The sequence below is a fragment of the Proteiniphilum saccharofermentans genome, from assembly GCF_900095135.1.
GTDB lineage: Bacteria > Bacteroidota > Bacteroidia > Bacteroidales > Dysgonomonadaceae > Proteiniphilum > Proteiniphilum saccharofermentans.
Genome location: NZ_LT605205.1, coordinates 3,931,785 through 3,951,501, shown reverse-complemented (window position 1 = coordinate 3,951,501; position 19,717 = coordinate 3,931,785). Strand labels below are relative to the sequence as shown.

At 44.9% G+C, this 19,717-nt stretch carries 19 protein-coding genes and 1 pseudogene; 11 read left to right on the top strand and 9 right to left on the bottom strand.

What is annotated here, in order from left to right; all coding sequences use genetic code 11:
• Positions 1-15: 15 nt before the first annotated feature.
• The 7 genes and pseudogenes from PSM36_RS15375 to PSM36_RS15345 form a co-directional block, all read right to left on the bottom strand.
• Positions 16-276 (bottom strand): annotated as a pseudogene (locus PSM36_RS15375) (AAA family ATPase); the annotation flags it as partial.
• A 70-nt stretch (positions 277-346) separates the two neighbouring features.
• The gene (locus PSM36_RS15370; RefSeq protein WP_076931659.1) at positions 347-730 is read right to left on the bottom strand and encodes a DUF3037 domain-containing protein; all 384 of its coding nucleotides are present in this window, start codon (positions 728-730) and stop codon (positions 347-349) included.
• Positions 717-1,487 carry a HipA family kinase gene (locus PSM36_RS15365; RefSeq protein WP_197684937.1) on the bottom strand — a complete coding sequence of 257 codons (771 nt, stop codon included), beginning with the start codon at positions 1,485-1,487 and terminating at the stop codon, positions 717-719. The genes PSM36_RS15370 and PSM36_RS15365 overlap by 14 nt, the downstream gene beginning before the upstream one ends.
• Before the next feature lie 34 nt (positions 1,488-1,521).
• A complete protein-coding gene (locus tag PSM36_RS15360) occupies positions 1,522-2,067 on the bottom strand; it encodes a nicotinamidase (protein WP_076931657.1) in 546 nt (181 codons plus the stop codon).
• A 75-nt stretch (positions 2,068-2,142) separates the two neighbouring features.
• A complete protein-coding gene (locus PSM36_RS15355) occupies positions 2,143-2,892 on the bottom strand; it encodes a hypothetical protein (RefSeq protein WP_076931656.1) in 750 nt (249 codons plus the stop codon).
• 46 nt (positions 2,893-2,938) lie between these two features.
• Positions 2,939-4,066 carry a TIGR04133 family radical SAM/SPASM protein gene (locus PSM36_RS15350; protein WP_076931655.1) on the bottom strand — a complete coding sequence of 376 codons (1,128 nt, stop codon included), beginning with the start codon at positions 4,064-4,066 and terminating at the stop codon, positions 2,939-2,941.
• Positions 4,067-4,084: 18 nt separating this feature from the next.
• Positions 4,085-4,597: a radical SAM-associated putative lipoprotein gene (locus PSM36_RS15345; RefSeq protein ID WP_076931654.1), complete on the bottom strand. Its 513-nt coding sequence runs from the start codon at positions 4,595-4,597 to the stop codon at positions 4,085-4,087.
• 307 nt (positions 4,598-4,904) lie between these two features.
• On the opposite strand from PSM36_RS15345, the gene PSM36_RS15340 reads away from it, so the two are divergent.
• Positions 4,905-7,283 (top strand): TonB-dependent receptor, encoded by a 2,379-nt coding sequence (locus PSM36_RS15340; protein ID WP_076931653.1) that lies wholly within the window; start codon positions 4,905-4,907, stop codon positions 7,281-7,283.
• A gap of 32 nt (positions 7,284-7,315) precedes the next feature.
• Here PSM36_RS15340 and PSM36_RS15335 read toward each other — a convergent pair whose 3' ends face one another.
• A complete protein-coding gene (locus tag PSM36_RS15335; RefSeq protein ID WP_076931652.1) occupies positions 7,316-8,740 on the bottom strand; it encodes a basic amino acid/polyamine antiporter in 1,425 nt (474 codons plus the stop codon).
• A 65-nt stretch (positions 8,741-8,805) separates the two neighbouring features.
• Positions 8,806-9,483 carry a DUF554 domain-containing protein gene (locus PSM36_RS15330; RefSeq protein ID WP_076931651.1) on the bottom strand — a complete coding sequence of 226 codons (678 nt, stop codon included), beginning with the start codon at positions 9,481-9,483 and terminating at the stop codon, positions 8,806-8,808.
• Positions 9,484-9,615: 132 nt separating this feature from the next.
• Between PSM36_RS15330 and PSM36_RS15325 the strand changes: the two genes are divergently transcribed.
• From PSM36_RS15325 to PSM36_RS15280, 10 genes are all read left to right on the top strand, one after another.
• A complete protein-coding gene (locus PSM36_RS15325) occupies positions 9,616-10,065 on the top strand; it encodes a DUF4494 domain-containing protein (protein ID WP_076932317.1) in 450 nt (149 codons plus the stop codon).
• A complete protein-coding gene (locus PSM36_RS15320) occupies positions 10,065-10,727 on the top strand; it encodes a YggS family pyridoxal phosphate-dependent enzyme (RefSeq protein ID WP_076931650.1) in 663 nt (220 codons plus the stop codon). The genes PSM36_RS15325 and PSM36_RS15320 overlap by 1 nt, the downstream gene beginning before the upstream one ends.
• 108 nt (positions 10,728-10,835) lie before the next feature.
• Complete coding sequence (locus tag PSM36_RS15315) at positions 10,836-11,810, top strand: dihydroorotate dehydrogenase-like protein (protein WP_076931649.1); 975 nt, start codon at positions 10,836-10,838, stop codon at positions 11,808-11,810.
• Positions 11,811-11,819: 9 nt separating this feature from the next.
• Positions 11,820-12,764 (top strand): hydrogen peroxide-inducible genes activator, encoded by a 945-nt coding sequence (locus PSM36_RS15310; protein WP_076931648.1) that lies wholly within the window; start codon positions 11,820-11,822, stop codon positions 12,762-12,764.
• A 107-nt stretch (positions 12,765-12,871) separates the two neighbouring features.
• On the top strand, positions 12,872-13,258 hold the full coding sequence (locus tag PSM36_RS15305) for a hypothetical protein (RefSeq protein ID WP_076931647.1): 387 nt from the start codon (positions 12,872-12,874) through the stop codon (positions 13,256-13,258).
• Between the two features lie 384 nt (positions 13,259-13,642).
• Positions 13,643-16,069 (top strand): TonB-dependent receptor, encoded by a 2,427-nt coding sequence (locus PSM36_RS15300; RefSeq protein WP_076931646.1) that lies wholly within the window; start codon positions 13,643-13,645, stop codon positions 16,067-16,069.
• A 201-nt stretch (positions 16,070-16,270) separates the two neighbouring features.
• Complete coding sequence (locus tag PSM36_RS15295; protein WP_076931645.1) at positions 16,271-16,807, top strand: HD domain-containing protein; 537 nt, start codon at positions 16,271-16,273, stop codon at positions 16,805-16,807.
• A 155-nt stretch (positions 16,808-16,962) separates the two neighbouring features.
• On the top strand, positions 16,963-17,568 hold the full coding sequence (locus PSM36_RS15290; protein WP_076931644.1) for a nucleotide exchange factor GrpE: 606 nt from the start codon (positions 16,963-16,965) through the stop codon (positions 17,566-17,568).
• Between the two features lies 1 nt (position 17,569).
• Complete coding sequence (dnaJ, locus tag PSM36_RS15285) at positions 17,570-18,727, top strand: molecular chaperone DnaJ (protein WP_076931643.1); 1,158 nt, start codon at positions 17,570-17,572, stop codon at positions 18,725-18,727.
• 46 nt (positions 18,728-18,773) lie between these two features.
• Positions 18,774-19,667 carry an AraC family transcriptional regulator gene (locus PSM36_RS15280; RefSeq protein WP_076931642.1) on the top strand — a complete coding sequence of 298 codons (894 nt, stop codon included), beginning with the start codon at positions 18,774-18,776 and terminating at the stop codon, positions 19,665-19,667.
• The last annotated feature ends 50 nt before the right edge of the window (positions 19,668-19,717 follow it).

The window sequence follows — 19,717 nt, the reverse complement described above, 5'->3', positions numbered from 1 at the left end:
TTGTTTTCTCAATTATTAATCTTTCAGGCAGCCTATAGGTACTACATAAACACCGTCCTTCCTCCGGTAAGCATATTGACCCACTCTTGTAAGAACCATCAAAAATGAAGGGGATTTCATTTTAGTGGTATCTATTTTATCTGCCAATTGTTTGAGTGTATTAGCGCCAGCTTCTATTAAACTGTCGCCACCCAGTTTTACCTCTATCAGCCCAAAGCTGCCATTGCGCAGATGTAACACAGCATCACACTCCAGTCCATTCTTGTCCCGATAATGATTATAATCTGCTTTTCTTTGTTTACAAATACTTTGCGGATATTTATTCACCAATTTGGCCGAATCCCTCTCACTTTACCAACTCTTCAAATAAACGCTCAAAGGTTTTATCCAGATCGCCGGTTTTCCCGGGATGGGGACGTGACGACTGGATAATGGAACTGCGGACGGCCGTCAGCCAGCGGAAACGTTCGGGGATGTCTAATTGCGCTATGGGGCCGCATTGGGGATTGCCTTCCGCAATCTGTTTATGTGTTTCAAGGTTTTCTATCACATCATCATAATCCGCTTCCGAGTGCATCAGCCTGAATTTGTCAGGGCAGAGATGATACTCAAACCGTATATATCTTTCACGCTTGCAGAAAAGGATAAGTCCCACATTGAAGAACTCTTCCCGCTCAATCCTCGGTACCAGTCGAATAACAGCATAATGATACAGTTTATCCCCTTGCATCTTTGGCAGTGTTTAGAAAGTTTTGAGAATGGTGTAATCGTGTTTTCAAAAGATTCAGATAAACTCCTCTGATCTCTTCGGGTGTCTCTTGCGTGTGGTTCCATACCAGCCACTCGCCAGGAATAAGTTTCGTGATTTCTTCCAGTAAGTCGTCTGAAAGAACCTCATGTGCAAATTGGTCTGCTTCGTCGAGCATTGATGCCTGGGATAGCAATACATGATCCTTGATATGGGGGAACGGGTTGAGGGCATGCCTCTCGAAGTCGTTCCATGAGTGATGGAAGTAAAACGATGCGCCGTTGTCGATCACCCATAACTCGCGATGCCACCACAGCAGGTTCGTATTGTTAAATGTGCGGTCGATATTGGTTATAAAAGCATCGAGCCAGACAATCTTTGATGCCAGGAAAGGGTCGATTTTCACGGTTGGGTCGTAGGCAATGGCTCCCGAGAGATAATGTAACCCCAGGTTGAGTCCTTCACTTCCTTTCAGCAAATCCTGTATTTCCTCATCGCCTTCACTTCGTCCGAAATCATCATCGAGTGTGGCAAAAACCAATTCGGGAATTTGCAAGCCCAAGACAGAGGCAATTTTTCCGCCCAGCAATTCCGAGACCAGCATTTTAGTGCCATGCCCCGCGCCACGGAATTTCAGTACATATTTGAATCCGTCGTCGGCTTCTGCTAATGCCGGAAGTGATCCGCCTTCACGTAAAGGCAGGATGTAACGGACAACTTTTACGGTGCGTAATGATATATCTTTTCCCATCGGGAGCAAAGATACGATAATCTCATTGAATTTCTGTCGATTCCATCAGTACGCAACCTTTCTGGTACATTTCCTGTAAGGATTTTTCATCGTCACCGGGTTGTACGTTGACTGCCGCTATGGCATCAGTGATCACATAGGTATGAAAACCCTGCGTTACCGCATCAATGGCAGAGGCCTTGACACAATAATCAGTGGCGAGACCGCATACGTAAAGGTGTTGAATGTTGTTTTCCTGGAGGAAATCGGTAAGCGATGCATTGGTTGCTTCAAAAGCGGAATAGCCATCATCTTTGTTATCCGTGCCTTTTAACAGTTCCAAATCTATTTTATCAGCCTCCAGGCCGGGATGGAATTCTGCACCTTGTGTTCCGGCGACACAATGTACCGGCCATTTCCTGAAATGCACCGTTTCCTCCGGATGCCAGTCCTGCGACGAGATCACCAGATCGAACTTGTCCATAATTCCGTTGATCACCGGAACCACTTTATCACCATCTTTTACTGCCAAGGTACCTCCAGGACAGAAATCGTTCTGAACGTCAACAATTAATAATGCTCGTTTCATCTGTTGCCTGTTTTATTGTAATAACAAGGAAACAGTGTTTGAGGTTCGATCAAGGGTGGGAAACGGATATCCTTTTCAGAATGTTATTCCGTAGCCGATACTAATATTTAGGTTTCTTCCTGCGGTGGATGTCCGGTATGATTTTCTGTCGGTCTCCACTCCGTCTGTATGGGTAATTAATTCTGCATAGGATTTTTGGAGGGGCTGTTGAAAGTTTATATCCAATATCAGAGAACTTATTCGGGAAATTGAATAACGAGTGGATAGGCCCATATTCAGAAAGATAGGTAGGGCGTGTTGCTTATAGGATACACTCAATTCAGAATTGTTTTCTTTCCGGGTTCTTGATGATTCACTATCAGGTAAATAACTCATGACTCCAAATCCTATTCCCGGATGGATTTTCCATCTGTCTTGTTCAAAACGATAGATAATCCCCGCATCCAAAGACGGATACAATCTTGAAACGGGAAAAAAGATATGGTCGAGGAAGATAGTTTCCAGTACTTCTTCTATAATACCCTGCTGATTGTATTCAGATCTTTTACTTTTGTATAGATTGAAACGTAGTTTCGCGTACACACCTGTCTGGTTCGAAAAAAGCCAGGTCACCCGGGATCCGAATACCGGTACTACGTCCGGCCTGGATCCAAGTAGTTTGGATTCAGGATTGGAACTGGAGTGGATCAGGTCGATATTTGTTCCTGCCGTTACATCAATGAGCCATTTTTTCTCCCGGTTATTGGATGGGGAATTTTGTGTCTGCTGGGCATAGGAGAGTGTCCCCATGCAAATAAATAAAAAGAGAATGAGTTTAATCTTCATGGTCACAGTTGCCTATAAGGACTAATAATATTTTAAAGAACTGCTATTACGTTAAAAAGCGGAATGCTGCAGTTAATACATTTTCGAATTTTGGTTCGGCTTGTGTCTCTTTTCCCATCATTTCGAGATGGCAATGCAATAGTTCGCCCGTCTTCTCGTCACGTAGGTGGAGACCATTCCCTTGACAATATTTATAAGACTTACAGGATGCACATTTCCCGGTTTTTGTCCATGAACGGTCCCGCATAATCTGGTAACGGCTGTTCCAGACCGTCCAGAAATCATCCTGATAGATATTGCCTTGCACGTAATCACCCCTAAGGCTCGGACAGGCGCTGATATCGCCGTTGGCAAGCACTGACGCAATATTGATCCCTGCCTGACAATGGAAAGGGGTGTCGCGTACCTCCATTTCATAGTCCTCCAGATATCCTTCGCAACCGTAAGAGGCATTGATTTTCCCTTCCCGTCGGGTATCACGAATGAAATCCATCATCTGCCGGAATTCCACTGTGGAGAGTTTTAAAAGCGGGTTGTCCTTAGCCCTTCCTTTCGGGAAGACGGTGAAGAGCCGCCAGTGTGTAACGCCTAAAGAAATGAGTAAATCACGTAGTTTCGGCAAATCCGCAATATTTTTTTTATTGACACAAGTGACTACATCATACACCAGATCGGGTGTCGATACGACTCTGGAAATGGCATTGATAGCCCGTAACCAGGAGCCTTGTTTTCCTCTGAACCAGTCATGGGATTCTTCTGTGTAACCATCCAGACTCACTGTCACAGAGCGTAATCCTGCATTGAGAAGAGATTGTAATCTTTTTTCCTCCAGTCCCCAGCCGTTGGTTACGAATCCCCATGGATAGCCCATGTCGTACATTGCCTGGCCACACTCCGCCAGGTCCTTTCGTACCAACGGTTCTCCGCCGGTGAGTACAATCATGGTCTTGTGTGGGTTCACATGTGGGCGGATATCCGCAAGTACTCTCAGAAAATCCTCTTTTGGCATATCGGGAACAGCCGCCTGTCTCGTACAATCGCTTCCGCAATGCATGCAGTTGAAGTTACACCGTAAGGTGCACTCCCAGAAAAGATAGGTTAGTTTGTGCAGTTTGCTCTGTGTAGCCTTATGTTGCCGGTAAAGAGAAAGAATGAGCTTCTTTTTAGTATCCATACAATCAGATTTGATTCTTTACTCTACGTCTTTTTTCATCTCTTTGTATTCGGCAGGAAGTGTGCCGTACATAACATGCGGGCCAGATTCTTTTTTAAGTTTAAAATCAGCTTTTCCTTCGAATTTACCGTTATACCAGTTTTTTCTTCTTTTGCCAATTTGTCTCAGCTCAGATGCATTTATCCGTATAGTATCGGACTGGTATTCTCCTTTGTCGATATCCGAGGTATAAACCCATATATCTTCCGGGCCGAAAGCAACTTCCGTGAATTCCAGTTCGTAATTTCCATTGGCATCGGTTCTTACGGTGTCATTCCAGTGAGGTGCTGTCCGGGATTTGCGGATGACTGCCATATCCTCAATAGGTTGCAGGTTCTGAATATCACTGACATTTCCCTTGACTACGAAATCTGCGGAGGGACTACCGTACTCCACACGAGGCTCTATTATATCGCAGGAGGTGTATAGCCCTAATGCAGTCAAGATCCAAGCGATAATTTTCCCATAGGTTCTTAAGACAAATTTCTTCATAGGTTATCCATTGAGACTCACGCAAAATTAGAGTTATTATAATAATATAGATGAAAAAAAGGGAAAAACGTTGCACCAAAAGCAATATATTTTTCACAATTGTTTTTTTAGAGAAAAAAATCACTAATTGTGGTGATTGACAGATGTCCCATTTTGCTGTTTCTTTGCATCCGAACGTTTTCGTTAAGCTAAATGGGCACAGTCAAACTTGTTTGAACTTTGCCATAGCGAGAAAACGGCTAATTTTAATGAACTTTTGTATTTTGGCTTAGAAGATAAAATGTAATCTGTTAAAACGATCCATAGAATGAGAAATTTGTTTTTAGTGATATTTGTTTTCTGCAGCACTTTTTGTGTGGTTGCCGGAGATAACGAACCAGCTAAGGAGACCAGCCCCGATGATACGTTAAAAGTGTATTACCTGAATGAGGTGGTTATAAGTAGTTCCGTGAAAGAGACCAATGCATTGAAGAGTCTGCCTACAGCCATATCGGTAGTATCCCCAAAACAGTTGCAGGATGCCCGGATTGAGTCGTTGCCGCGATTGAGCGCTTTTATTCCTAACTTTTTTATCCCTTCTTACGGGTCGAAAGTCTCCACACCGATCTATATCCGGGGTGTGGGTGCCCGTCTCGGGTCACAGACTGTAAGCCTTTACGTGGACAATGTCCCCAGCTTTAACCCTTCAGCATTCGATTTCGAGTTTCAGGATATCCAACGGATTGAGGTGCTTCGTGGGGCACAGGGAACCCTGTACGGACGAAATGCCATTGGCGGTATCGTAAATATGTATACTCTTTCCCCTCTATCCTTCCAGGGTACTAAACTAATGGTGAGCGGAGGGAATTATGGACAATTCTCTGCGAAAGGATCAGATTACAGGAAACTTTCCGACCGTTTTGGACTTTCTCTTGCAGGTTATTACAAACGTGACGATGGTTATTTCATGAACAGCTATACCGGAAAGAAAGTCGATGCTTCTGAAAATGCAGGAGGCAGGTTCAAACTGGAGTGGCAGGCTTCTCCCTCATTCAAAGCGATGCTTTTTGGAAATTATGACTATGTGTCCGGTGGTGCTTTTCCCTATATGCATGAGGATTCTACTGCGTCCAGTTTTAATGAGCCGTCGTCGTATGATCGCCACCTGTTTACCAACGGATTGTCGTTGGATTATACCGGGAACGGTTTCACGATCCATTCTACTACCGGTTTTCAATATCTGAAAGATGATATGAAAATGGACCAGGATTACTCTCCTAAGTCCGTGTTCTCTATCAACCAGAAACAGAAGCAGCGCTCCGTAAGCCAGGAGGTGACCGTGAAATCGGATACGCAGGGAAACTACCGCTGGGTAGTAGGCGCTTTCGGTTTTTATGACAATCGGGAGATTGATACGCCGGTCGCGCTTAAAGAAGATATGATGACGGTATTGCAGCGTCCTTTGGATATGCTTATGGAGAACCTTGGAGCACCTCTTCGTCTGGTTTATACCGGTGACCGGATCGACCTGCCCGGAGTATATACCAAGCCGTCGCGCGGGGCAGCTTTGTTTCACCAGTCCACCTTCAATAATCTTTTTGGTGTGGAGGGATTCTCTGCTACAGCCGGTATCCGGTTCGATTACGAACATACCGGTCTCGATTACTTCACAGAGAGTGACGGGGGAGATATTAATATGGTGTTTCAGACTCCTATGCCTATTCCACCCATATTTGTGGAGGGAGATACTTTATTGGAAGGTTCTTTCCGTAAAGATTTTTGGAAAATACTGCCTAAGTTTGCACTGAAATACCAGATGTCTCCTACTTCACAAGTTTATCTTTCTGCGTCGAAAGGATATAAAACAGGCGGATATAATGAACAGGTCTTCTCGGATGTATTACAGGGTGCGCTTATGGAATCATTGATTAGAAACGTTAAACCGTATGTGCCTGGCAACGTTCAACTTCCCGAAATACCTCCCATGGCACCCATAGAAAGTCAACTCTCCTACGATCCCGAAACCAGTTGGACCTACGAGTTGGGCGGCCGTTATGAGATGCTGGACAGGAGATTTTCACTGACCTATGCCCTTTTTTATACCCATGTCAATAACTTGCAGATTACCCAGTTGGCCAAACAAGGTACATCGGGACGTACTATTGCCAATGCAGGGAAATCGGACAGTAAAGGATTTGAGTTGAGTTTGAAATATGTACCGACAGATAATCTCTCTCTCTTTGCCGAGTACGGATTTGCCGATGCCCGTTTTGTAAAGTATGAGATTGGGGAAGAGGGGGATGATCAGATAGACTATTCGGGAAACCATGTGCCTTTTGCGCCTCAGCATACATTGAGTCTGGGAGCCAGCTATATACACCATCTACCTTACGGTTCATTTATCGACCGGGTGATTGGAAATATACAATACCAGGGAGTTGGTAAGATTTACTGGACAGAATCAAATCAAAATGATGCTGGCACGAAAGAACTATATCAACCCTTTTATGGGATGACCAATGCCAATATTGCTGTAGAGAAAGGAGCTTTTGGGCTGGAATGTTGGGTAGAGAATCTTTTCAATACAAAATATAACTCATTCCTGTTCGAGCAAAATGATGTGACGACCGATGAAATGAATACCTTTGTACAGCGTGGATATCCCACCCGCTTCGGTGCCACATTGCGCTATACTTTTAACAGGTAATATTGTGCCTATTGAATATACTTAGATCTCTTTCAAAGGATAATCTTCCCGGTCAGGATTTGTACGACAATCAGCAGTGTGCCGGCAAGTAACAGGATAATGACCGCCCATTCCCACTGTTTGGGCTGTTCTTTTTTTTCTTTTTTAGCCTTGATAAATAAAAGGGAGCCGATACCGTAAAAAAGCACTGAAAGAAACAGGTATTTGATCCCTACCGCATAGATCACATAAGTGGAATACAGTGTACCAAGCAGGGCAATGATCACATTCTTTGCTGTTTTCTCCTCTTTCCTGTAACGCAGCGCGGTCTTTACTGCATAAAGAGACGAGAGGAGGTAGGGTATCAGTACCAGTGTGGTGGCAATGGTGATGGCGGCAAGGTAAGTCTCGTTCAATCTGAGCGACAGGATGGCAAGCAGAAAGACTTGTGTGAAGCCTTGTGTCAGTAGCAGTGCGTTCACCGGTGTGCCTTTACTGTTCACTTTGGCAAGGTAGCGGGGCATTACATTGTCTCTGGCAGCGGCATACATCGTCTCCACCGAGAGCAGTATCCACGAAAGGCTGGCTCCCAATACCGACACCATAATCCCTAACTTGATAATGATCCCGCCTGCAGCACCTATAATGGTACGTTCCAGCACCAGGGCAAGGGGGGTCTCCGAAGAAGCCAGTTCCCCTGCAGGAATGCCTGCCATCGCTATCAGCGTAATAAGCATATATATGGCCAGCACAATCAGGGTAGAGAGAATGGTGGCAGTACGTACGGCTTTCTGCTTCCTGGCTCTCCCTGACAGTACTGAGGCTGCTTCTACTCCCACAAAGCACCAAAGAACGATGGCCATCGCGTTTCCCACCTGTTGTATGGGGGTTGTCGCAGCTCCGTTAGCAGCGAGTTCCCATTGCCAGTCGGGCACATGAAAGAGGTCCTTGTCGAAGAGCGCCGGGGCCAGTAGAATGATCAGCACAATAGGGATCAACTTGGCAACTGTGACGATAAAGTTGAGGATGGCGCCTTCCTTTACCCCTGCCCTCAGGATAGCATAATAAAACCAGAGGATGGCCGATCCGATGAAGAAGGATTGTATGGGAGAAAGGGCCTGTTTGCCCAACAAATCGTTTAATGTTTTAAAGAAGAGAGCCAGATAACTGATGTTTCCCAACCAGCCTACCGACCAGTACCCCCAAGCGGAATTGAAACCCATATAATCACCAAACCCATCGCGGGCATAGGCATAGACTCCGCTCTTGAGTTCGGGTTTTCGCCCCGCCAGATAGACGAATACCAGTGCCAGCATCAAAGCTCCGATCCCCCCGATGACCCAGGTGAGCATGGTTCCCTGTGGATTGGCTACCTGGATGAGGTCTTTCGGTGAATTGAAGATCCCTGACCCGATCATGGACCCGAGTGCCACGAATACCAGCAGCCATAGGCCTAACTTTTCATCTTTTGTCTTCATTAATATATCTCTTCAATCTCTTCAAAGGGAGGCTGTGCGTTTGGGATTTCTTTTACTTATACTGATTAACCAAATATCCAGATCAGAAGTACGACGATGATCAGTGACGGTAGCATGTTCATAATCCGGAGTTTTTTTATCCCCAGTATATTTATCCCCAGTCCGATCAACATTATGCCACCGGTGGAGGTAAGTCCGAGGATAATATCGTCGGTAAAGAGAGTTGCGGCATATTTGGCCAGCAAGGTGAGAGAAGCCTGGAAGATAAAAAGCGGAATAGCAGATATTACGACACCCGCGCCAAAAGCGGAAGCCAGAAGAATGGCCGAAAAAAAATCCATCAATGACTTGGTGAAAAGCAGGTCGGGTGAACCGCCTGTCCCTTCCTGGATTGTGCCGATGATGGTAAGGGATCCCACGCAGAAAAGAAGAAATGCAGTAACCAGTCCTTCCGAGAATTTTTCACTGCCAATGCGAAAACGGTGTTTCAGATAATCGCTCATCCTTTCGGTACCTTTTTCGAGATCGGCCCATTCTCCCAGCAGGGAGCCGATGGCAAGGCTGCTGACCACTATGAGTATCTTTTCCATCTCGATGGCCATGGATGCACCAATGGCCAGAGTGAAGAGTCCGATCGCCTGGAAATAGATGGTGGTGACACGTTCCGGCATCCGTTTTTTCAATAGCAGGCCGATCATGCCTCCACCCGCTACTGCTGCTGTATTTACGAGGGTTCCAATCATTTTTTAACCGATAATCTGCAAAAGTATCATTTTTTTTGAGATAATTAGTATCCGTGAGGGTTGAAATCAATGGTGGAAAATCATAACTTTGCACTGCGTTGCGAAAGGATGCAACTGATAAATAAAAAATATATGTACAATTGGTTTGAGTGCAAGATAAGATATGACAAGATGCTGGAGACCGGCATGCAGAAAACAGTAACTGAACCCTATCTGGTAGACGCGTTGTCGTTCACCGAAGCGGAAGCAAGGATTATAGAAGAAATCAAACCTTTTATTTCGGGTGAGTTTTCGGTGTCCGATATTAAACGGGTGAAATATACTGAGTCGTTCTTCAATGAAACGGGCGACCGTTACTATAAGGCAAAACTTTATTTTATAACGCTCGATGAAAAGAGCGGCTCGGAAAAGAAAACAGCCGTCAATATGCTGGTGCAGGCTTCCACGTTGAAAGAAGCTGTGGAAATTGTGGAGGGGGAAATGAAAAAGACCATGATCGATTATGCCATTGCCTCGGTAACCGAGACGGCTATCATGGATGTTTTCCCTTATGGCGAAGAGAAAAATCAAAATCAAGAGTAGTGTCTATACGATCCCATATCGATGATTTACGGGAAACCGTCCCTCCAGATGTGACACTGGTTGCGGTTTCCAAATTCCATCCTGCTGAGACGGTCAGGGAAGCCTATGATGCCGGGCTTCGGGTCTTTGGAGAGAGTAGGGTGCAGGAGTTGGTAGCCAAGAAAGAGCAACTCCCCGGAGATATAGAGTGGCATTTTATCGGTAATCTGCAACGGAACAAAGTGAAGCAGATCGCACCTTTTATCTCCCTTATCCATAGCCTCGACAATGAGCGGTTGATGCTGGAGATCGAAAAGCAGGGGGCGGCCAACGGAAGGATTATACCCTGCCTGTTGCAAATCCATATTGCCGAAGAGGAGACCAAGGCTGGTTTCTCACCCGGAGAATGCCGCCAATTCCTTGAAGAGGGTAAATGGAAAGTATGCCCTCATGTGCGGATTGCCGGAGTAATGGGTATGGCTACTTTTACCGATGATGTGAATCAGGTGCGCGATGAGTTCCGGCAATTGAAATTATTGTTCGACGAATTTAAAACCGGTTTTTTCCGACACGACACCGCTTTCAAAGAAATCTCCATGGGAATGACAGGCGATTATCCGGTCGCTATTGAAGAAGGAAGCACCATGATACGGATAGGAACCCTGATCTTTGGTGACCGCTAAATCCCTCCACAACCAAATTCCAATATATTTCCGATATAAGTTATTGATTTTATCGATAAAATGCCTATTTTTGTTGATTATAATTTTTTTGAAAAACATAGTATATTCATGGTCAATTTAGAAACAACCTTTGCAGGGTTACGGTTAAAGAATCCGTTAGTAGCAGCGAGTAGCGGTCTTACTAATTCAGTAAAAAAAATTAAAGAGTTGGAAAATGCCGGTATAGGGGCTATTGTGTTGAAATCACTATTCGAGGAGCAGATCGAGAATCACTCCGAAAAACTTTCCCAGATCGCTGATTATCCTGAAGCGGCTGATTATATCAATACATATATTGAGATGAATCATATGGAGAAGTACCTTGATCTGATCCGTTCAGCCAAAAAAGAGTGTGACATTCCCATCGTAGCCAGCATCAACTGCTATAAATTAAGCCGTTGGGTTGAATTTGCCAAGACCATTCAGGATGCCGGAGCCGATGCGATTGAACTTAACCTGTTTGTATTGAACGCAGGAGAATTGGGAGATACTTATCTGGAGGACTCTTATGTGAATATTGTAAGAGAATTGAGGAAGATTATCCGTATTCCTGTTGTAATAAAGATGGCCAAGAATATCAGCAATCTGCCAGGGCTCGTAGGGAAACTGAAAGCGTTGGGTGCGGGCGGAGTAGTACTCTTTAACCGTTTTTATCAACTCGATATTGATATTAAAAATCTGGAAATCACCTCCGGGCCGGTATTCAGCAATCCTTCCGACTTCAGTGATACTCTTCGCTGGACAGCCATTGTTTCGGGTCGGGTGCCGGATTTCGACATAGCTTGTTCCTATGGAGTACACTCATGGGAAGATTCTGTCAAGGGAATTCTGGCAGGAGCAGGTGCTATTCAGCTCTGTAGCTTACTTTATGAGCAGGGTCTTGATGTGATTGAAGATACTCTTATGTGTATGGAAGAGTGGATGCTTCAGAGCAACTATGAGCGCATAGATGATTTCAAGGGTAAGCTGAACTATGGCAACATCAAGGATTCGGCTCTCTACGAACGGGTACAATTCATGAAATATTTCTCCAGTTACAAGTAATATAAGAAGATGAACATCCAACAATTAGAATATATTATCGCGGTAGATAATTACCGCCATTTTTCCAAAGCTGCTGAAGCCTCTTTTGTGACTCAGCCTACATTGAGCATGATGATCCAGAAACTGGAGGAGGAATTGGGAGTGAAAATATTCGATCGCTCCCAACTTCCGGTACAGCCGACCGATATAGGTGCACGGATTATTAACCAGGCTCGTATTGCGGTAGCCCAGGTAAGTCAGATCAAGGAGATTATCCAGGAGGAAAGGGGAATTGTGAAGGGTGTCTTCCGTTTGGGTATTATTCCTACTGTATCACCTTATCTTTTGCCGAAACTGATGCAAGTCCATCGTGAGAACAAGTATGATGTCCGCATCGTTATCTCTGAACTGACTACGGATCAGATACTGAAAGGACTTTCCAATGACTCATTGGATGGAGGTATTCTGGCTACACCCCTGAAAGAACCTTCCATCAAGGAATATCCGATCTATTATGAGCGGTTTTTCGCTTATGTTTCTCCGTTGGAGAAAGCGTTGTTTGCCAAAACGGCACTCGATGAAAGCGACCTGAATTCCTCCGCACTCTGGTTATTGGATGAAGTACACTGTTTCAGAACCCAGATATTGCATTTGTGCAATCTGAAGAAAAAACGTGGCTCCAACAATTCCATCTTTTCCTATGAAGCCGGCAGTATTGATACATTAATCAATATTGTGGATCAGAATGAAGGGCTTACGGTTATTCCGGAGATGGCACTTGCCAATATGAGTGAGAGGCAGAAAAAGAATGTACGTCCTTTCAAAAATTCCACTCCGGTACGTGAGATCAGCCTGATCACCCGTCAGGAGTTCCTGCGCGAACGAATGATCGGTATTATCACCGACGAAGTGAAATCGGCAGTACCCAAATCGTTCCAGGATATGGCAATGAAAAAGTACGTCGTGCCGTTGTAATGCCCACTCGCTATAACGAAACAAAAAAGAAATGTTCTTCTCGGACGGAAAAATTTGTTAGATTAGTCTAAATTTGTACTTTTGCAATTCATGAGTGGTGAAACAAGATGAAATTGACATTCAGAAATAGCATATCAAAACAGATCGCCCGGTTGTTAATCGTGGTGCTCGGTCTGTTTATCCTGAATAATGCTGTTTTTTTGCATGCCCACCGGTTGCCCGACGGACAAGTCATCTTACATGCTCACCCGTATAAAAAGAGCCAGGATCCTGCCCCTATTAAAACACACCATCATACGGCACCGGAACTGTTTGTTTTGGCTCAACTTCAGTTTCTGTTCTTTGTTTTAATTACGCTGTCCGCTACTGTCCTCAGAATTGGCTACAAAAGGGTTTTCTCTTCTATTTACCCGTCACTACATCTTAAATACTTTGCAAAATCAAGAGGACGTTCCCCACCCACTCTATTTGGGATGGATTTACAGCCTTTGTAAATTTTCTTTTTTTCATCAGAAACGGTCATTGGCCGTGTCAGGCTTGTGTTTTCTAAGCTACGGGAAAGGCTTGTTTTGCACTACACACATGATATGGCTTTGTGTTTATCATTTGCGATGAAACTCAAACATCCCTTATCTTTGGTTCTTTATATTTAACTATGTTGATTTTCGGTTATCAGTCGACGTGGTTCATTAAAATTAGACTATTTCTTTCAGACTTTCTTAATTTATTCTGCTATTTCCATAGTTGGGACTATTTGAGTCACTTGCTACTCGATTATTAGTTCTCTCTATGGCATAATGCGGACAGGTTTACACTTTATTTTAAAAGACAACATACAATAAACATTGTGTGAAATAAAAAATAAATATTTTGATCATATGAAAAAAATTATATTAATTACAATAATCCTTTTTATAATTGTGGTTGCGGGAAAGCCACAAGCACATGCAGGCACAGATGCCAATATCGTAGGTGATGTACAGTGCGGAGGGGAACATGTTCCCTATGTGACTGTATCGATAGATGGAACGACCATCGGTACTTCGACCGATGCTACCGGGCACTTCCAGTTAATAGACCTGCCGATAGGGGAATTGACCGTACGCGTCAGCGGAATCGGCTACAAGAGCGTAACCCGGAAAGTAACTACCAAAGCCAACACTACCGAGGAGATCAAATTTGTGATTGAAGAGGATCGCCTGCAATTGGAAACTGTTGTGGTTACCGCCGACCGTAACCAGACTAACCGTGCCGAAGCACCGGTTGTTGTCTCGTCTATCTCTCCGGAGTTAATGGTGCGTACCCAATCGGTGAATATCGCCGAGGGACTCTCTTTTACTCCGGGACTTCGCACGGAGACCAACTGTCAGAATTGCGGTTTCACCCAGCTGAGGATGAACGGGTTGGAGGGTCCCTACACCCAGATACTATTGAACAGCCGCCCGGTATTCAGCGGGCTGGCCGGTGTATATGGGCTGGAACTGATCCCTACCAATATGGTGGAGCGGATGGAAGTGGTGCGCGGCGGCGGATCGGCCCTCTTCGGGGGGAATGCTATTGCCGGAACGGTCAACATCATCACGAGGGAACCGGCCAGGAACTCATTCAGTGTTGAAAGCCGACTCGGAGCGATCAACGTGGGTGGGCGTGAAGGCTCTAATACGAAGGCAGACGCGCAGTTGAACGTCAACGCATCTGTAATCAGCGACGACCGGAAAACGGGAGGCTATATATACACCATGTTGCGTAACCGCGGGGCGTATGATGCCAATGGTGACGGCTTCAGCGAAATGGTGGAGATGGAAAACACAACGTTTGGGTTCAACGCATTCCATAAACCAAGCAGCAAGAGTAAGATCTCTCTCGACGGCTACCGGATCAGCGAATACCGCCGGGGTGGTAATATGCTTGACCATCTCCCTCATGAGGCAGATGTAGCAGAGCAACTCGAACACCTTATCTCGGGAGGAAGCCTCTCTTATGATCTTTTTACCAATAACAAGTATGACAAACTAAACCTGTATGTGTCGGCACAACATGTTGCCCGTGGCTCCTATTATGGAGCAGAGCAGGATCCTAACGCTTATGGAGATACAAAAGGGCTGACTTCTTCGGTAGGGGCCCAGTACAACCTGAACAGCGACTGGTTTTTGTTTGCGCCCTCAACTACTGTCTTCGGGATCGATAATACCAACGATAATCTTCATGATGTGAAGTTGGGCGCAGAAGGAGAGAAGAACACCACACTCGCCGACCAGACTGTGAATACGTTGGGAACTTTCGTGCAGCAGGATTGGAAATCGGAGAAGGTAAACCTTTCTCTGGGTCTTCGTTATGACTACTATCGGATCAAAGATACGGAAAGCGTAAGCGATGACCCCAAGGGTGGAGTTTTGGTACCTCGTGTAGGCTTGCTCTATAAGCTGACACCCGATTTGCGTTTCCGGGTAGGGTACGCCAGAGGTTATCGTGCTCCACAGATATTCAATGAAGACCTTCATATCGACCTGGTGAACGCAACACGGGTGGAAACGCGTAACTCCCCCGACTTGAAACAAGAAACCTCCAATGCTTTTACTGCCTCTTTCAACTCGGTATTCGATTGGGGAGGTACCTATCACGATTTTCTGGCAGAAGGATTTTATACGCTGTTGAATGACCCGTTCGCCAATGAGTATGCGCTGATTGATGAGGATGATGAGTCACGTGGTTTTTACTACGAGCGGGTGAATGCCGAAGATGGCGCTTATGTTTCCGGGATCAATCTCGAATTGAAGTCGCTTTTTTCTACTCAAATAGAAACGCAGCTCGGATTTACTTTCCAGACCAGCCGCTATAAAACAGCACAAGCCTGGGGTGAAGAGGACGAAAGTGTCTCACGAAATTTTATGAGAACTCCCAACCAGTATGGTTATGCGACTTTTATCTGGAAACCGACACATCACCTCAATGCATCCTTCTCGCTAAACTATACCGGCCCAATGGATGTGCCGCATTTCGGCCTTTCTGCCGATGATTTTGAGGGCGCTGAACGGGAGAGAGTCGAGACTGCTATCAACAATGGTTACATCATCGAAGGCGAGAGGCTAGAGAGAACCCGCAGTTTTCTCGTGGCGGACCTGTTACTCTCCTATGATTTCCACTTGGGTAAAGAAACGACGTTGGAGTTCTTTGCCGGTGTAAAGAATGTCTTCAATCAGATACAAAACGACTATGACAGGGGAATGTACCGTGATGCCGCTTATATTTACGGCCCTTCGCAGCCGCGTACCATCAACGTTGGTTTCCGGTTCGGGAATTTGTAGGCTTATCATACTCCCGGCTATTTGTCGGGAATATATCTGTTTTATCCGGGTTTTTCTCCCTTTTACCGGGAGGAACCCGGATAAATGTTATGATCTCTTATCATCTCATCTATTTTTTATATTACTTTTGTAATAGAAGTATGCATATTCCGATTCCGATTTTTCAAAAAAGAATTGAATCGGGAATTTGTTGGCTTATTTATGGATATACAGACAATTATCGACAAATATTATAAAAAGGGAACAAAACTCTATGATATTTATATGTCTCATGTGACGGATGTGACAAATAAGTCCCTTTCGATTGTCCAAAAGCATCCGGAATTGGCAGTAGATGTCCGGTTTATTGAGGAGGCAGGTATGCTTCATGATATTGGTATCTTCCTGACAAAGGCACCACATATTGCCTGCGAAGGCAGTTATCCCTATATTTGTCATGGTTATCTGGGACGTGAGCTGCTTACAAAAGAGGGTTGGGCCAGGCATGGATTAGTGTGCGAAAGGCATACGGGTACCGGATTGAGTCTGGAAACCATTATCAACCGGAAATTACCGGTTCCTTACAGGGATATGCGCCCGCAGAGCCTGGAGGAGAAAATTATTTGCTTTGCCGATAAGTTTTTTTCGAAATCACAGTTGGGGAAGGAGAAGCCGTTGAAAAAGATCAGGCAGAGCCTTGCCAATCACGATTCGCATGACGTGGAAGTGTTTGATGAATGGTGTGAACTTTTTCTTTGAGATCGGTAAATACTTCATTTTTTTATTTTTGGCAAACTATTTGCAGTGTTAGAAGTGGAAAGGTGAGAAAGTGTCTGGGTACCTGGGTGCCTAAGTGTCCGGGTACTTAAGTTGTCACTTTTAATTATATGAACGAAATCAAATAAAACAACTATATGGGTAATAACAATCAATCGAATAAAGATCCCGAAGAGTTCAACGAAAAGGAATTCCATGATTGGGAAGAGACTATACACGGTGAAGCCGGAGACAAAATGACAGATGATGCCGGGGAGGTGGATGCAGCTGAAGATACGGTAGACCGCCCTGAAACGGAAGAGGATGATTTTCAGCAGAAATACGATGATCTGAATGATAGTTATCTTCGCCTGCACGCTGAATTCGATAACTTTCGCAAGCGTACGCTGAAGGAAAAGGCCGACCTTATCAAAAGTGGAGGGGAACGGGTCTTGCTCGATATCATCATGCTGGTAGACGATTTCGAACGTGCCCTTGAATCATTGCATAAGACGGAGGATAGGGAGGCCATGCTGGAAGGGATGGATCTTATCTATATGAAATTTGTCGCTTTCCTGAAACAACATGGAGTGAGTGAGATTGAAACCATCGGACAGCCGTTCGATGCCGACAGTTTTGAGGCCGTTACAACCATTCCGGCGCCGGAAGCGTCGCAGAAAGGAATGGTGGTGGATTGTATCCAGAAAGGATACCGGTTGAACGATAAAATTATCCGATTTCCGAAAGTAATTGTGGGAGAATAAGATGGCAGCAAAAAGAGATTATTATGAAGTATTGGGAGTATCCAAGACTGCTACTGCCGACGAGATAAAGAAAGCCTACCGTAAAAAAGCCATTCAGTATCACCCCGATAAAAATCCGGGTGATAAAGAGGCGGAAGAAAAATTTAAAGAGGCTGCAGAAGCATATGAGGTGTTGAGCGATGAGCAGAAGCGTGTCAGGTATGACCAGTTCGGTCATGCCGGCGTGGGTGGAGCTGCTTCGGGTGGTTTTGGCGGCGGAGGCATGTCGATGGAGGATATCTTCTCTCAATTCGGAGATATCTTTGGCGGCCATTTTGGCGGTTTCGGTGGTTTTGGCGGCTTCGGGGGTTCCCAACGGGGAAGGAGAGTGAACAGAGGATCCGATCTGCGGGTAAAGGTGAAACTGAACCTGAAAGAGATCCTTAATGGTGTGGAGAAAAAGATCAAGGTGAAGAAATATGTCTCCTGTTCCCATTGTAGCGGTAACGGATCCGAAAACGGGAATTCGACTTCTACCTGTAGTACATGTAACGGTTCGGGCGTAGTGACACGTGTGACAAACACTATCCTTGGCCAGATGCAGACTTCTTCCACCTGTCCTACCTGTAACGGTGAAGGTACGACTATTACAAAAAAATGTTCCTATTGCAACGGCGAGGGGATCGTACGTGATGAGGAGATACTCTCAATCAGGATACCTGCAGGTGTTGCCGAAGGAATGCAACTGTCCATGTCAGGAAAAGGGAATGCTGCCCGCAGAGGAGGAATCAACGGTGACCTGTTGATCGTTGTGGAAGAGGAACAGGATCCGAACCTGATCCGTGACGAGAACGATGTGATATATAATCTGTTCCTCAGTTTTCCTATGGCTGCCCTTGGCGGAACGGTGGAAGTGCCTACCATCGACGGCGTCGCAAAAGTGAAGATAGAACCGGGCACGCAACCGGGCAAGGTATTACGTTTGCGCAATAAGGGCCTTCCTTCTGTAAATGGATTCGGCAAAGGCGATGAATTGGTCAATGTGAACGTATATGTTCCGGAGAATTTGAGCGACAAGGAACGCAAATGGCTTGAGGAGATGGATAAGTCGGAGAACTTTATCCCGTCTAAGACGGAACGTAGAAAAGTATTCGATAAATTCAAAAGAATGTTCGATTAGTATTATCTTTATAAAATTATTATGGGATCTTAATGGTTAAGTGTCGATGGCCACTCCGGATAGCAGATATATCATACATGAAATTACTCCTTTATCGGATAAGGATTGCTTTTATATTGCTGACCGGAGGAAATCGGAGTTCACCTATCCTTTGCATTCCCATAGTGAGTTCGAGATCAATTATATTGAAAATGCCGAGGGAGTAAGGCGTATTGTGGGAGATTCTGTCGAAATTATCGGCAAGTACGACCTTACCCTTATAGCCGGTGAGGATCTTGAGCATGTCTGGGAACAGCACCAATGTACCTCCAGGCATATCAGGGAGATTACTATTCAGTTCTCCAAAGATCTTTTTTTCGGGAATTTTATCCATAAGAACCAGTTCGATAGTATCAGAAAGATGCTAAACAACGCGCAAAAAGGGATTAACTTTCCGATGGAGACCATTATGAAAATTTATCCCATGCTCGATACCCTTTCTGCTGAGAAATCGGGATTCCACGCAGTGATAAAACTACTCACCATTCTGTATGACCTGTCTCTCTGTGATAACTATCGCTCCCTGGCCAGTACTTCGTTTGCACATATCGATGGAAATTCCGATAGCCGACGCGTACGGAAAATCCATGAATACATCAATAACCATTATAAAGAGGAAATACGGCTGGAAGACCTTGCAGGTATCATAGGGATGACACCTGTGGCATTGAGCCGCTTTTTTAAACTTAGATCCGGAAAAACTGTCTCCGATTACATTATCGATATCCGCCTGGGGTATGCATCAAGACTTTTGGTGGACACCTCTAATACCATTGCCGAAATCTGCTATGAATGCGGTTTTAATAATTTATCGAATTTTAATCGTATTTTCAAGAAAAGAAAAGGCTGCTCGCCAAAAGAATTCCGGGAAAACTACCGGAAAATGAAACGCATTATTTAGATCTTACTACTCGATAACAATATGATTTACCCTTACTTGATTCAAAAAGT

Coding starts and splice junctions, on each gene's coding strand:
- PSM36_RS15295 (WP_076931645.1), top strand. CDS start 16,271: ATGGATATACAGACAATTATCGACAAATATTATAAAAAGGGAACAAAA.
- PSM36_RS15340 (WP_076931653.1), top strand. CDS start 4,905: ATGAGAAATTTGTTTTTAGTGATATTTGTTTTCTGCAGCACTTTTTGT.
- PSM36_RS15305 (WP_076931647.1), top strand. CDS start 12,872: ATGAAATTGACATTCAGAAATAGCATATCAAAACAGATCGCCCGGTTG.
- PSM36_RS15335 (WP_076931652.1), bottom strand. CDS start 8,740: ATGAAGACAAAAGATGAAAAGTTAGGCCTATGGCTGCTGGTATTCGTG.
- PSM36_RS15360 (WP_076931657.1), bottom strand. CDS start 2,067: ATGAAACGAGCATTATTAATTGTTGACGTTCAGAACGATTTCTGTCCT.
- PSM36_RS15355 (WP_076931656.1), bottom strand. CDS start 2,892: ATGAAGATTAAACTCATTCTCTTTTTATTTATTTGCATGGGGACACTC.
- PSM36_RS15350 (WP_076931655.1), bottom strand. CDS start 4,066: ATGGATACTAAAAAGAAGCTCATTCTTTCTCTTTACCGGCAACATAAG.
- PSM36_RS15280 (WP_076931642.1), top strand. CDS start 18,774: ATGGCCACTCCGGATAGCAGATATATCATACATGAAATTACTCCTTTA.
- PSM36_RS15290 (WP_076931644.1), top strand. CDS start 16,963: ATGGGTAATAACAATCAATCGAATAAAGATCCCGAAGAGTTCAACGAA.
- PSM36_RS15300 (WP_076931646.1), top strand. CDS start 13,643: ATGAAAAAAATTATATTAATTACAATAATCCTTTTTATAATTGTGGTT.
- PSM36_RS15330 (WP_076931651.1), bottom strand. CDS start 9,483: ATGATTGGAACCCTCGTAAATACAGCAGCAGTAGCGGGTGGAGGCATG.
- PSM36_RS15345 (WP_076931654.1), bottom strand. CDS start 4,597: ATGAAGAAATTTGTCTTAAGAACCTATGGGAAAATTATCGCTTGGATC.
- PSM36_RS15315 (WP_076931649.1), top strand. CDS start 10,836: ATGGTCAATTTAGAAACAACCTTTGCAGGGTTACGGTTAAAGAATCCG.
- PSM36_RS15325 (WP_076932317.1), top strand. CDS start 9,616: ATGTACAATTGGTTTGAGTGCAAGATAAGATATGACAAGATGCTGGAG.
- PSM36_RS15310 (WP_076931648.1), top strand. CDS start 11,820: ATGAACATCCAACAATTAGAATATATTATCGCGGTAGATAATTACCGC.
- PSM36_RS15370 (WP_076931659.1), bottom strand. CDS start 730: ATGCAAGGGGATAAACTGTATCATTATGCTGTTATTCGACTGGTACCG.
- dnaJ (WP_076931643.1), top strand. CDS start 17,570: ATGGCAGCAAAAAGAGATTATTATGAAGTATTGGGAGTATCCAAGACT.